This window comes from Streptomyces sp. NPDC027189, from assembly GCF_055566975.1.
This window is the reverse complement of the sequence record NZ_JBVHRI010000006.1, coordinates 67,620-79,789: the sequence shown is the minus strand read 5'-3', so window position 1 is coordinate 79,789 and position 12,170 is coordinate 67,620. Positions and strand designations below refer to the sequence as shown.

The following is a 12,170-nucleotide window of genomic DNA, read 5'->3' as shown; positions in this document are numbered from 1 at the left end:
TGTGTGTTCACGGGGAAGCCGCCCCCGCCCTCCCCCTCATACGCGAGGAGTTGGCGTCGGTCCGCCGCCACAACAACGACAACTCAACAGGGAACATGCGCTACGACGTGGCCTCGGACGAGGCGCCGCTGAGCGACTGCCGGACGATCGTGGCCGCGCTCGGCGACTGACGGCCGCCTCCGGGCCGGGCCGGGCTCGAGACGGGCGGCTGTCCTGCGGAGCTGCCGCGCTCTGCGGTCAGCCGTCCTCGTGCTTGGCGCGGCTCGGCTGCACCCGCTTCGGCTCCCCCGGCATCTTCGGGTACTCGGGCGGGTACGGCAGATCGCCCAGGCCGTGGTCGTGCTCGTCGCGGCTGGCGAGTTCCAGCAGAGCCTCCAGGGAGAAGGCGTGGTCGTCCATGTCCGCGTGCACATCGCCGAGTTCGGCGAAGCGCCGCGGCATGGTCGCCAGATCGAAGTCGCCCGGCTGGGCGTCGTCCACCTCGTCCCAGCGCAGGGGCGCGGAGACGGGGGCGTGCGGGCGGGGGCGTACCGAGTAGGCGGAGGCGATGGTGCGGTCGCGGGCGGTCTGGTTGTAGTCCACGAAGATCTTTTCGCCTCTTTCCTCCTTCCACCAGGCGGTGGTGACCTGGTCGGGCATACGGCGCTCGAGTTCGCGTCCGACGGCGATGGCGGCCCGGCGTACCTGTGTGAAGGTCCAGCGCGGCTGGATCGGCACGAAGACATGCAGGCCCCGGCCGCCGGAGGTCTTGGGCCAGCCACGCAGATCGCCGTACTCGTGCAGCACCTCGCGCAGTTCGTGCGCGGCGCGCACGGCGTCGGCGTAGTCCGTGCCGGGCTGTGGGTCGAGGTCGATCCGGAGTTCGTCGGGGTGGTCGACGTCGTCACGGCGGACCGGCCACGGGTGGAAGGTGAGCGTGCCGAACTGGGCGGCCCACAGGACGGCGGCGGGCTCGGTCGGGCACATCTCGTCCGCGCTGCGGCCGCTGGGGAAGGTGATGTGGGCGGTCGGGATCCAGTCGGGCATGTTCTTGGGGGCCCGCTTCTGGAAGAAGGACTCGCCCGTCACTCCGTCCGGGTACCGCTCCAGGGTGGTGGGGCGGTTGCGGAGGGCTCGCAGGATTCCCTCGCCGACGGCGAGGTAGTACTGGGCGAGGTCCAGCTTCGTGAAGCCGCGCTCCGGGAAGAAGATCTTGTCCGGGCTGGACAGACGTACAGCCCTCCCGGCTGCCTCGAGTTCCACCGCATCGCCCATGCGAGCCACGGTAGGCGCAGCGCGCACACCTCGCACACCGGGCGGACGGCCGTTTCACCGCGCAGAATCGGAGCATGGACCTGCCGGTGATGCCACCCGTGAAGCCGATGCTCGCCAAGTCCGTGGCCAGGATCCCGCCTGACATGCACTACGAGGCGAAGTGGGACGGTTTCCGGGCGATCGTGTTCCGCGACGGTGCCGAGGTCGAGATCGGCAGTCGCACGGGGAAACCGCTGACCAGGTACTTTCCCGAGCTCGTCGACGCGCTGCGGGAGCGGCTGCCGGAGCGTTGCGTGATGGACGGCGAGATCGTGATCGCGCGGGAGGGACGGCTCGACTTCGACGCGCTCACGGAGCGGATCCACCCGGCGGACTCGCGGGTGCGGATGCTGGCCGAGAAGACTCCCGCCTCCTTCGTGGCCTTCGATCTGCTGGCGCTCGCCGACGAGTCGCTGCTCGACGTCCCGCTGGGCGACCGGCGCGCGTTGCTGGTGATGGCGCTGTCCGGAGTGACGGCGCCGGTCCATGTTGCGCCGGCGACCACCGACCGGGAGGTGGCGCAACAGTGGTTCGAGCAGTACGAGGGCGCGGGTCTCGACGGGGTGATCGCCAAACCGCTCGCGCTGCCCTATCTGCAGGACGAGCGCGCCATGTTCAAGATCAAGCATGAACGGACGGCGGACGTCGTCGTCGCCGGTTACCGCTTCCACAAGAGCGGGCCGATCGTCGGCTCGTTGCTGCTGGGTCTGTACGACGACCGGGGCACCCTCCAGCACGTCGGCGTGAGCGCCGCGTTCCCGATGAAGCGGCGCGCGGAGCTGGTGGAGGAGTTGGAGCCGCTGCGGATGGAGGATGTCGGGCAACACCCGTGGGCGGCCTGGGCGGACGAGGCGGCGCACGAGACGGCGCGGTTGCCGGGTGCGCCCAGCAGATGGTCGTCGAAGAAGGACCTCTCCTGGGTGCCGGTGCGGCCCGAGCGGGTGGCCGAGGTGGCGTACGACCACATGGAGAACGGCGTGCGGTTCCGCCACACGGCCCGCTTCCGCCGCTGGCGCCCCGACCGCACCGCCGAGAGCTGCACGTACGGCCAGTTGGAGGAACCGGTGGGGTACGACCTCGCGGAGATCTTCGGACCGCAGGACTGACCGCCGCCGGTCGGCCCGCCCTTCACCCCACGCCCGGAGGCTCACGTGCGGAGGCGCGACCGGCAGATGATCGGCTCGGCGGTGCACGTAATCAGAATCGAACGGGTATGGCCACCGATGAACCTATAAGCGCACAATCGATGGCACAGGACGGGGCGCACGGTGGGCATGCGACAGTTGGCGCGGATGCGGCGCGGCGCGATGACGGCGGCTCTGCTGGCCGCCGCGGTGACAGGCTCCCTGTTGACGGGCTGCACCGTGGGCGGCGGCGCGACCAACGACGGGCGCGGCGGGACACAAGAACCCACCGAAGGCAACGACGGCACGGCGAAAAGCGGTTCGGTGCTCGCCGTGAAGATCGACAATGTGCGCGCGGCCCGCCCGCAGACGGGCCTGGACGCGGCCGACGTCGTGTATGCGGAGCAGGTCGAGGGCGGTCTCAGCCGGCTGATGGCGGTCTACGCGAGCCGGTTCCCGAAGGTCATCGGGCCCGTGCGCAGTGCCCGCGAGTCGGACCTGGAGCTGTTGCGCCAGTTCGACGAGCCGACGCTCGCCTTCTCGGGCGCGCAGCACAAGTTGCTGCCGCTGATCGACAAGGCCCCGCTGCACGCGCAGCCGCCGGAAAATGTCTCCGGCGCCTACTACCGGGGTACGGGCAAGCCCGCGCCGCACAATCTCTATCTGCGTCCGCAGCGGTTGATGGGATCCGCGCCCGGCAGCGCCGCCCTCACCACCGGGTTCCACTTCGGCAAGGCGCCCGCGGGCGGCAGCCCGGAGACCTCACGCACCGTGCGCTTCCCGGCGGCCCGCTTCACCTTCACCTGGTCCGACAGCCGGCAGCGCTGGCTGGTGGACATGGACGGGACGCCCACCGTGACGACCGACGGCAAGACGGTGGCTCCGGCCACGGTCGTCGTGCAGTACGTGAAGGTGCGCGCGTCGCGGTTCCACGACGTCCTGGGCAACAACACGCCGTACACGGAGACGGTGGGCTCGGGAGAGGCGAAGGTGCTGCGCGACGGCCGCGTCTTCGACGCGAACTGGGCGCGCCCGAGCGCGACGGACGGCACGGCGTTCACGACGACGGGCGGTGCGCCGATGAACTTCGCGCAGGGCCAGGTGTGGGTGGTCTTCGCGAAGGCCTGACCGTCCCCGAAAGCACGAAGGGGCGTGCCCCTCCCCGGAAGCGCGAAGGCGTGCCCGCCCTCCAGAAGAGTCGACCCGACGGGGGCCAGGAGTGGCGCCCCAAGCGCCGCTCGATCGCCGCTTCCGCCTCCTGGCGCGCGGCGGCGAGCGCGCGCCGTGCCTCGTCGGCCGAGTCAAGTCCGACTGCGGCCGCCATGTCCTCCCACCGGGCACCCGCGGGCGCGCAAGCTGCCCGTGATGACGGGGCTGTGCCTGGCGCCGATCATCGTCGCCGCCAATTTCACCGACTCCGTACCGCTGGTCATCTTCTTCATGTCGGCGGCGTTCTTCGCACAGGGCTTCATGCAGCTCGGCTGGGCGGCGCTGTCCGACATCGCGCCGGTCCGCCTGATGGGCCTCGCGGGCGTCACGTTCAGCTTCGCGGCCAATCTGGGCGGCGCGCTCGCCCCGATCGTCATCGGCGTGATCACCGACCGTACCGGCTCGATGGCGGGCGGGCTGGTCTACGTCGCCGCCCTCTCGGTGGCCGGAATCCTGGCGTACGCCTTCCTCACAGACAGGGTCGAGCGCCTGGAGGCGTAGGGCCCGTCGTCACATTCCCGCCTGCCGGACGGACGGCGGGAGGCCCTACGCCTTCGAGGAGGCCACGGGCTCCACCGGATTGCGGAGCCCCTCCGCGGCGTCCGAGACCCGCTGGATGAGATCGAAGAACATGGTCTGCTCCTCGGCGGAGAGCGGGGCCAGGAAGACCTGGTTCATCCGCGCGGTGCGCACGGTCAGCTTGCGGTGCGTGCGCACCCCCTCGTCCGTGAGGCGCAGCAGGAAGCGACGGCCGTCCTGCGGGTCGCGCACCTTGTCGAGCAGACCCCGACGGCCAAGCCGGCTGATGACCTCGGCGATGGTGGAACGGTCGAGCCCCACCCGCTCCCCCACCGTGCGCTGATCCAGGCCCGGCTCCGCGACGAGCGCGTTGAGCACCGCGAACTGCGGAGAGGTGATCTCCTCGGAGACCATGGTGTTCCACAGCAGGTAGTGGGCCTGCTGCAGTCGCCGGGCCAGGTGCCCGGGGTGGGTGGAGAGATCCACCGCGGCCATATGCGCTCCTCAACCTCAACTATTCGTTGGTGTACTGAACAATACCCGGGCGCTGCGTGACCTGTCTCGCCGTATGCCGAGACTCTCACCTGCGTATTCATTGAGGGTCTTGACGGGGCACGGATCGGATGGCAGCGTGTTTGACACCTCGAATAAATAATCAGTGCCCTGATTAATTGAGGCGTTGGACGCTCGGGAGAGATGGGGCTTCACGGATGGACAAGGTGGTGGCCACGGCCTTGGCGGCGGTGGCCGATGTGCCGGACGGCGCGACACTGGCGGTCGGTGGATTCGGTCTGAGTGGTGTGCCGAATGTGCTGATCGAGGCGTTGTACGAGCGTGGCGTTTCCGGCCTCGGTGTGGTCTCCAACAACTGCGGGGCCATGGAGTCGGGTCTGGCGGTCCTGCTCGCGGCCGGGCGGATCGCCCGTGTCACCGGCTCGTACATCGGGGCGAACAAGGAGTTCGCGCGGCAGTACCTGGCCGGTGAGCTGGAGGTGGAGATGATCCCGCAGGGCACGCTGGCGGAGCGGCTGCGCGCGGGTGGCTCCGGGATCCCCGCGTTCTACACCCCTGCCGGGGTGGGGACGCAGGTCGCGGACGGCGGACTGCCGTGGCGCTACGACGGCCGGGGCGGTGTCGCGCTGGCCTCGCCGCCGAAGGAGGTGCGCGAGTTCGACGGCACGGAGTATGTGCTGGAGCACGGTATCCGTACCGACTTCGCCCTCGTGCGCGCCGCCCGGGGCGACCGGCACGGCAACCTGGTCTTCAACAAGTCCACCCGCAACTTCAATCCGCTGGCCGCGATGGCCGGCCGGGTGACCATCGCCGAGGTGGAGGAGCTGGTGGAGCCGGGCGTCATCGATCCGGACGCGGTGCATCTGCCGGGCATCTTCGTGCAGCGCGTCGTCGCGCTGACGGCGGAGCAGGCGAGCGCCAAGATGATCGAGCAGCGGACGGTGTCGGCGCCCGCTGCCAATGGAACGGTGAGCAGCTGATGGCCTGGAGCAGGCAGGAGATGGCCGCCCGCGCCGCGCGCGAGCTTAAGGACGGCCAGTATGTGAATCTCGGCATCGGCCTGCCGACGCTGATCCCCAACTACCTCCCCGACGGCGTCGAGGTGGTCCTGGAGTCCGAGAACGGCATCCTGGGCACCGGCCCCTACCCGACCGAGGACCAGGTCGATGCGGACCTCATCAACGCCGGCAAGGAGACCGTCACCGTCCTGCCCGGCGCCTCCTACTTCGACTCGTCGCTGTCCTTCGGGATGATCCGCGGCGGGCACATCGACGTCGCGGTGCTCGGCGCGATGCAGGTGTCGGCGGGCGGTGACCTCGCGAACTGGGCGATCCCCGGGAAGATGATCACCGGGATCGGCGGGGCGATGGATCTGGTGCACGGCGCCCGCACCGTCATCGTGGTGATGACGCACACCGCCAAGGACGGCTCCCCGAAGATCCTCAAGGAATGCGCGCTGCCGCTCACGGGCAGGGCGTGTGTGAACCGGATCATCACCGACCTGGGTGTCCTGGACGTCACCGAAGACGGGCTGGTGCTCGTGGAGAGCGCGCCGGGCGTCACCGTCGAGGAGATCGCGGCGAAGACCGCCGCGACGATCCGCGTTCTTGAGGAGACCTCATGAAGGACGTCTACATCGTCGATGCGGTCCGCACCCCCATCGGCAAGTACAACGGCTCGCTCGCGTCGGTGCGTCCGGACGACCTCGCCGCGCACGCCATCCGTGAACTCCTCGCCCGTACCCCGGACCTGGACCCGTCCCAGATCGAGGACGTGTACTTCGGTAACGCCAACGGCGCAGGCGAGGAGAACCGCAATGTCGCCCGGATGGCCGCGCTGCTCGCCGGACTGCCCACCTCGGTGCCGGGTGTGAGTGTCAACCGGCTGTGCGCCTCCGGTCTGGAGGCGGTCATCCAGGCCGCACGGGCCATCGCGCTCGGCGACGCCCACATCGCCCTGGCCGGCGGCGTCGAGTCGATGACCCGCGCCCCCTACGTGCTGCCCAAGAGCCAGCGGCCCTTCCCCGCCCAACACGCCGAGCTGTACTCCACGACGCTGGGCTGGCGCATGGTCAACCCGAAGATGGACCCGCAGTGGACCATCCCGCTGGGCGAGTCGGCCGAACTCATCGCCGACAAGCACAAGATCACCCGTGAGCAGCAGGACGAGTTCGCCCTGACCAGCCACCGCAAGGCGGCCGCCGCGCAGGCGGACGGCCTGTTCGACGGCGAGATCGCCCCCCTCTCCCTTCCGCAGCGCAAGGGCGATGCGGTCGTCTTCGACGCCGACGAGTGCGTACGCGCCGAGGCGTCCCTGGCCGCGATGGCCCGGCTGAAGCCCTCCTTCCGCACCGAGAACGGCACGGTGACGGCGGGCAACGCCTCCCCGCTCAACGACGGTGCGGCCGCCCTGCTGCTGGTCGACGCCGAGGGCCTGAGGGCCACCGGGCGTGAGCCCCTGGCGCGCGTCAGTGCGAGCGGCGTCTCGGCGATCGACCCGCAGTACTTCGGACTCGCCCCCGTCGAGGCCGTCCATCGCGCGCTCGCCAAGGCGGGCAAGACATTTGACGACCTGTCGACGCTGGAGCTGAACGAGGCCTTCGCCGCGCAGGTCCTCGGGTGCCTCGCCGAATGGCCCGAGTTCGACCCGCACATCCTCAACCCGCAGGGCGGAGCCATCGCCCTGGGCCACCCCCTCGGCGCGTCCGGCGCCCGGCTCGCCGGAACCGTCGCCCACCAACTCGCCCGCAAAGGCACCGGAGTTGGTGTCGCCACCCTCTGCATCGGCGTGGGCCAGGGCCTCGCCCTCGTCCTCGAACGATAGGAAGTCGACCATGGCTCTCACTCAGTCGGACATCGACGCCGAGATCAAGGATCTCCAGGACGCGTACGACAAGGCGATCGCCGGCGGCGCCCCGGTCCAGCACCACCCCTCGCGCGACTACGCCCCGTACCGCAGCTCCATCCTGCGCCACCCCAAGCAGCCACTGGTCGCCGTGAACGGCGGCGACCCGGAGACGGTCGAGCTGTCGGGTCCGGTCTTCGGCGTCACCGACATCACCGAGATCGACAACGATCTGACCCGCCGGCACCGCGGCGAACCGATCGGCGAGCGCATGACCGTCTCGGGCCGCCTGCTCGACCGCGACGGCCGTCCCGTACGCGGCCAGCTCGTCGAGATCTGGCAGGCCAACGCCGCCGGCCGCTACGCCCATCTGCGCGAGCAGCACCCCGCGCCGCTCGACCCCAACTTCACCGGTGTGGGGCGCACCCTGACGGACGATCAGGGCAGGTACACGTTCACCACCATCAAGCCGGGCCCGTACCCGTGGGGCAACCACACCAACGCGTGGCGGCCCGCGCACATCCATTTCTCGGTCTTCGGTACGGCGTTCACCCAGCGGCTCGTGACGCAGATGTACTTCCCGAACGACCCGCTGTTCCGTTACGACCCGATCCTGCAGTCCGTGACGGACGAGGCGGCCCGCAACCGGCTGATCGCCGCCTACCACCACGACCTCTCCCAGCCCGAGTTCTCGATGGGCTACGAGTGGGACATCGTCCTCGACGGTCCCTCCGCCACCTGGATCGAAGAAGGCCGCTGAACATGACCGAGCAGTTGCTCCCCACCCCGTCCCACACCATCGGCCCCTTCTACGGCCACGCGCTCCCCTTTCCCGGCGGCGGCGACGTCGCGCCCCAGGGCCACCCCGACACCATCACCCTGCACGGGTACGTGTTCGACGGCGCGGGCACGCCGATCCCCGACGCCCTGCTGGACTTCTGGCAGGCGGCACCCGACGGCTCTCTGAAGGGCGCTCCGGGCTCGATGCGCCGCGACCCGTCGACGGGCGGATTCCTGGGCCGCAACGGCATCGACTTCACGGGCTTCGGGCGGGTCGCCACGGACGCCGACGGCCACTACGCGCTGCGCACGCTGCCGCCGGGGAACGCCGGGCTGCCGTACATCAGCGTCTGTGTCTTCGCGCGCGGTCTGACGCACCACCTCTTCACCCGCGCGTACCTCGCCGAAGGCGCCGACCCGCTGCTCGACTCGCTCCCGGCCGACCGGCGCGCCACGCTGATCGCGGCCGAGGGGGCGAACCGCACGTACCGTTTCGACATCCGCCTTCAGGGCGAAGGCGAAACGGTCTTCCTGGAGTTCCAGTGACAGCTGTCGACCCTGTCGATTCCGACGCCCTGCTCGCCCCCGGGTGGGCGGGCTGCCCGGCCGCGTCCGCGACGAGCGACACCGCCTATCTGCGGGCACTCCTCGACGCGGAGGCCGCTCTGACCCGCGCCCAGGCATCGCTGGGGCTGGCCCCGGCGGGGGCGGCAGCCGCGGTGGACGGGGCGGCCGACGTCTCGGGCTTCGACGTCGCGGGGATCGCGTCGCGCGCGCGAAGTGGCGGCAATCCGGTCATCCCGCTGGTCGCGGATCTGACGAAGGCGGTCGGCTCGGAGTTCGGCCCGTACGTCCACCGGGGCGCGACGAGCCAGGACATCATGGATACGGCGACGATGCTGGTCGCCCGCCGCACGCTGGACCCGGTCCTTGAGGACCTGGAGCGTACGGCGCGGGCGCTGGGCCGACTGGCCGCCGCCCACCGCGACACCGCGATGCCTGGCCGGACCCTGACCCAGCACGCCGTGCCGACCACCTTCGGGCTGAAGGCGGCAGGGTGGCGATCGCTGGTGCTGGACGCACGGGACCGCCTCGCGGGCGTCCGGCTTCCCGCCCAACTGGGCGGCGCCGCCGGGACGTTGGCCGCCTTCACGGCGTTCGGTGCCGAGGACACCCGGGTCCTTGTGGCGGCGTACGCCCGTGAACTGGGCCTCGCCGAGCCCGTGCTGCCCTGGCACACCCTCCGCACGCCGATCGCAGATCTGGCCGGAGCGCTGGCGTTCACCGCCGGAGCCCTGGGCAAGACCGCCGTCGACGTGCTCACCCTGTCCCGTACCGAGATCGCCGAGGTCGCCGAGGGCTCCGGCGGCGGATCGTCCGCGATGCCGCACAAGGCCAACCCCGTGCGGGCCACCCTCGTCGCCGCCGCGGCCCGCCGGGCGCCACAGCTCGCGGCGACGCTCTACGGGGCGATGGCGGCCGAGGACGAGCGTCCGGCCGGGGCCTGGCACGCCGAGTGGGAGCCACTGCGGGATCTGCTCCGACTGGTCGGCGGGGCAGCGCGCGATGCCGCCGACCTGGCGGAGGGGCTCCGGGTGAACGCGGACGCCATGCGTGAACACCTCGGTCTCACCCACGGGTTGATTGTCTCCGAGCGGCTGGCCGCCGAGCTCGCTCCCGTGCTCGGGCGGGCCCGCGCCAAGGAGCTGCTGACGCGGGCCGCGCAGCGCGCCGTCACCGAGAACCGGCCCCTCGTGGACGTGCTCGGCGAGGAGCCGGAGCTCAAGGAGCTCGACCTCGCCGACCTCACCGACCCCGCCCGCTACACGGGCTCCGCGGGAGCCCTCACCGACCGCGCTCTGGAGCGACGTTGACCGACACACTGCTCAACCACCGCACCGAGGGTCCCACCACCGCTCCCCCACTGCTCCTCGGGCCCTCGCTCGGCACGTCGTACGCCCTGTGGGACAAGGTCGCGCCCGAGCTGTCCGTCACCCACCGCGTGGTCCGCTGGGATCTGCCGGGTCACGGTGGTTCGGCCGCGGACCTGATCGTGCCCGGCGCGACCGTCGCCGACCTCGCCGGGCTGGTGCTCGCCCTCGCCGACTCGCTCGGCATCGACCGGTTCGCGTACGCGGGTGTCTCGCTCGGTGGCGCGGTCGGTCTGCAGCTGGCCGTGCACCACCCGGAGCGTCTGGAGAGCCTCGCCGTCATCTGCTCGTCCGCCCATTTCAACGGCTCCAAGCCGTGGCAGGAGCGCGCGGAGACCGTGCGCCGCGCGGGTCTCGCCGCGCTCGCCGAAACCGCGAACGCCCGCTGGTTCACGCCCGGCTTCACCGTGCCCGAACTGGTGGAGGACCACCGCACAGCGGATCCCGGAGCGTACGCCGCCTGCTGTGACGCGCTTGCCGCCTTCGACATCCGGGAGCGGCTGGCATCCATCACCGTGCCGACCTTGCTCATCGCGGGCCGCGAGGATCCGGCGACGCCGCCCGCGCATCTGCGGGAGATCGCGGACGCGGTGCCCGGCGCCTCGCTCACCGAGATCGCGGGCGCCTCGCATCTGGCGCCCGCGGAGCGCCCGGAGGCTGTGCTCGCCGCGCTGCGCGGGCACTTCGACGGGTATGCGCTGCGGGGCATGGAGGTGCGCCGTCAGGTCCTCGGGGATGAGCACGTGGACCGCGCGCAGGCACGACAGACGCCCTTCACCGCCCGTTTCCAGGACTTCATCTCGCGCTATGCGTGGGGCGAGATCTGGACGGATCCGACGCTGGCACGCCGTGAGCGCAGCATGATCACGCTGACGGCGCTGGTGGCGCACGGCCACTACGACGAGCTGGCCATGCACGTCCGCGCGGCGCGGCGCAACGGCCTCACGCCCGAGGAGATCGGCGCGGTGCTGCTCCAGACGGCCGTGTACTGCGGTGTTCCGGCGGCGAACTCGGCGTTCGCGGTGGCGCAACGGGTGCTGGCGGAGGAAGACAAGAGCGGTGGGTGACCCTGCTGGTCGTAGCTTCAACGGCACCTCGTGCATGCCTCCACACCGTGCCTAGGGTGGAGGCATGTCCACTGTTCTGATCACCGGTGCCACCTCCGGTCTCGGCCGGTACGTCGCCTTCGAGCTGGTCCGCTCCGGATACGTCGTCCTCGCGCACGGGCGCGACCGCGGGCGGACCGAGGCGCTCGTCACGGAGCTGCGGGCCGAGGGTGGCGAGGCCTATGGGTACGTCGCCGATCTGGCCTCGCTCGCGCAGGTGCGGCGGCTGGGCGAGCAGGTCGCCGCCGCGCACCCCCGTCTCGACGTGCTGATCAACAATGCGGGGGTCGGCGCCGGCCCGCGCGGTGCGGGCCGTGAGGTGAGCGCCGACGGTCACGAGCTGCGACTCGCGGTGAACTATCTCGCGCCGGTCGCCCTCACCCGCGCGCTGCTGGCCACGCTCCGCGCGAGCGCCCCGTCCCGCGTCGTCAACGTCGGCTCGGTCGGCCAGGAGCCGCTGGACTTCGAAGACCCGGAACTCACCCGGGGCTACAGCGGCGTATCGGCGTACTGCCGCAGCAAGTTCGCACTGGCGGCGCACACGTTCGCGCTGAGCGAGGAAGTGACCGGCAGCGGCGTCTCGGTGAACGTCCTGCACCCCGCGACCTACATGGACACGGCGATGGTCCGCGAGGCCGGAGTGGTCCCCTGGTCCACCGTCGCCGACGGTGCGGCGGGTGTACTCGCGCTGGCCACAAGGGAGTCGGGCACCGGCGGGTACTTCGATGGCACGAGCCCGTCGCGGGCGCATCTGCAGGCGTACGACCGAGAGGTGTGGAAGCGGCTGGAGGCGACCACGGACCAGCTGCTCGGCACCTGAGGCCCGGCTGCCGGGGTGAAACCCTGCTGCC

The 12,170-nt window shown here is 71.0% G+C and carries 13 protein-coding genes; 11 read left to right on the top strand and 2 right to left on the bottom strand.

Annotation, left to right across the window (positions count from 1 at the left end):
• Positions 1-237: 237 nt before the first annotated feature.
• A complete protein-coding gene (gene ligD, locus ACZ4RZ_RS16470) occupies positions 238-1,254 on the bottom strand; it encodes a non-homologous end-joining DNA ligase (protein WP_467745179.1) in 1,017 nt (338 codons plus the stop codon).
• Between the two features lie 74 nt (positions 1,255-1,328).
• On the opposite strand from ligD, the gene ACZ4RZ_RS16465 reads away from it, so the two are divergent.
• The 3 genes from ACZ4RZ_RS16465 (at position 1,329) to ACZ4RZ_RS16455 (ending at position 4,127) form a co-directional block, all read left to right on the top strand.
• A complete protein-coding gene (locus tag ACZ4RZ_RS16465) occupies positions 1,329-2,399 on the top strand; it encodes an ATP-dependent DNA ligase (RefSeq protein WP_467745178.1) in 1,071 nt (356 codons plus the stop codon).
• 168 nt (positions 2,400-2,567) lie between these two features.
• Positions 2,568-3,545 carry a DUF3048 domain-containing protein gene (locus tag ACZ4RZ_RS16460; protein WP_467745176.1) on the top strand — a complete coding sequence of 326 codons (978 nt, stop codon included), beginning with the start codon at positions 2,568-2,570 and terminating at the stop codon, positions 3,543-3,545.
• Positions 3,546-3,782: 237 nt separating this feature from the next.
• The gene (locus tag ACZ4RZ_RS16455; RefSeq protein WP_467745174.1) at positions 3,783-4,127 is read left to right on the top strand and encodes a hypothetical protein; all 345 of its coding nucleotides are present in this window, start codon (positions 3,783-3,785) and stop codon (positions 4,125-4,127) included.
• Positions 4,128-4,172: 45 nt separating this feature from the next.
• Here ACZ4RZ_RS16455 and ACZ4RZ_RS16450 read toward each other — a convergent pair whose 3' ends face one another.
• Positions 4,173-4,640, bottom strand: coding sequence for a MarR family winged helix-turn-helix transcriptional regulator (locus ACZ4RZ_RS16450; protein ID WP_467745173.1), 468 nt, complete (start codon positions 4,638-4,640; stop codon positions 4,173-4,175).
• A gap of 215 nt (positions 4,641-4,855) precedes the next feature.
• On the opposite strand from ACZ4RZ_RS16450, the gene ACZ4RZ_RS16445 reads away from it, so the two are divergent.
• From ACZ4RZ_RS16445 to ACZ4RZ_RS16410, 8 genes are all read left to right on the top strand, one after another.
• The gene (locus ACZ4RZ_RS16445; protein ID WP_467745171.1) at positions 4,856-5,638 is read left to right on the top strand and encodes a CoA transferase subunit A; all 783 of its coding nucleotides are present in this window, start codon (positions 4,856-4,858) and stop codon (positions 5,636-5,638) included.
• A complete protein-coding gene (locus ACZ4RZ_RS16440; RefSeq protein WP_467745169.1) occupies positions 5,638-6,282 on the top strand; it encodes a CoA transferase subunit B in 645 nt (214 codons plus the stop codon). Before ACZ4RZ_RS16445 ends, ACZ4RZ_RS16440 begins: the two co-directional genes overlap by 1 nt.
• Positions 6,279-7,481: a thiolase family protein gene (locus ACZ4RZ_RS16435; protein WP_467745167.1), complete on the top strand. Its 1,203-nt coding sequence runs from the start codon at positions 6,279-6,281 to the stop codon at positions 7,479-7,481. The genes ACZ4RZ_RS16440 and ACZ4RZ_RS16435 overlap by 4 nt, the downstream gene beginning before the upstream one ends.
• A 10-nt stretch (positions 7,482-7,491) precedes the next feature.
• Positions 7,492-8,262, top strand: a complete 771-nt coding sequence (pcaH, locus tag ACZ4RZ_RS16430) for a protocatechuate 3,4-dioxygenase subunit beta (protein ID WP_467745165.1) — start codon at positions 7,492-7,494, stop codon at positions 8,260-8,262.
• A 2-nt stretch (positions 8,263-8,264) separates the two neighbouring features.
• Positions 8,265-8,828, top strand: coding sequence for a protocatechuate 3,4-dioxygenase subunit alpha (gene pcaG / locus ACZ4RZ_RS16425; RefSeq protein WP_467745163.1), 564 nt, complete (start codon positions 8,265-8,267; stop codon positions 8,826-8,828).
• Complete coding sequence (gene pcaB / locus ACZ4RZ_RS16420; RefSeq protein WP_467745161.1) at positions 8,825-10,156, top strand: 3-carboxy-cis,cis-muconate cycloisomerase; 1,332 nt, start codon at positions 8,825-8,827, stop codon at positions 10,154-10,156. Before pcaG ends, pcaB begins: the two co-directional genes overlap by 4 nt.
• Complete coding sequence (gene pcaDC / locus ACZ4RZ_RS16415; protein WP_467745159.1) at positions 10,153-11,280, top strand: bifunctional 3-oxoadipate enol-lactonase/4-carboxymuconolactone decarboxylase PcaDC; 1,128 nt, start codon at positions 10,153-10,155, stop codon at positions 11,278-11,280. The genes pcaB and pcaDC overlap by 4 nt, the downstream gene beginning before the upstream one ends.
• A 64-nt stretch (positions 11,281-11,344) precedes the next feature.
• Positions 11,345-12,139 carry an SDR family NAD(P)-dependent oxidoreductase gene (locus ACZ4RZ_RS16410; RefSeq protein WP_467745157.1) on the top strand — a complete coding sequence of 265 codons (795 nt, stop codon included), beginning with the start codon at positions 11,345-11,347 and terminating at the stop codon, positions 12,137-12,139.
• The last annotated feature ends 31 nt before the right edge of the window (positions 12,140-12,170 follow it).

Coding starts and splice junctions, on each gene's coding strand:
- ligD (WP_467745179.1), bottom strand. CDS start 1,254: ATGGGCGATGCGGTGGAACTCGAGGCAGCCGGGAGGGCTGTACGTCTG.
- ACZ4RZ_RS16465 (WP_467745178.1), top strand. CDS start 1,329: ATGGACCTGCCGGTGATGCCACCCGTGAAGCCGATGCTCGCCAAGTCC.
- ACZ4RZ_RS16460 (WP_467745176.1), top strand. CDS start 2,568: ATGCGACAGTTGGCGCGGATGCGGCGCGGCGCGATGACGGCGGCTCTG.
- ACZ4RZ_RS16455 (WP_467745174.1), top strand. CDS start 3,783: ATGACGGGGCTGTGCCTGGCGCCGATCATCGTCGCCGCCAATTTCACC.
- ACZ4RZ_RS16450 (WP_467745173.1), bottom strand. CDS start 4,640: ATGGCCGCGGTGGATCTCTCCACCCACCCCGGGCACCTGGCCCGGCGA.
- ACZ4RZ_RS16445 (WP_467745171.1), top strand. CDS start 4,856: ATGGACAAGGTGGTGGCCACGGCCTTGGCGGCGGTGGCCGATGTGCCG.
- ACZ4RZ_RS16440 (WP_467745169.1), top strand. CDS start 5,638: ATGGCCTGGAGCAGGCAGGAGATGGCCGCCCGCGCCGCGCGCGAGCTT.
- ACZ4RZ_RS16435 (WP_467745167.1), top strand. CDS start 6,279: ATGAAGGACGTCTACATCGTCGATGCGGTCCGCACCCCCATCGGCAAG.
- pcaH (WP_467745165.1), top strand. CDS start 7,492: ATGGCTCTCACTCAGTCGGACATCGACGCCGAGATCAAGGATCTCCAG.
- pcaG (WP_467745163.1), top strand. CDS start 8,265: ATGACCGAGCAGTTGCTCCCCACCCCGTCCCACACCATCGGCCCCTTC.
- ACZ4RZ_RS16410 (WP_467745157.1), top strand. CDS start 11,345: ATGTCCACTGTTCTGATCACCGGTGCCACCTCCGGTCTCGGCCGGTAC.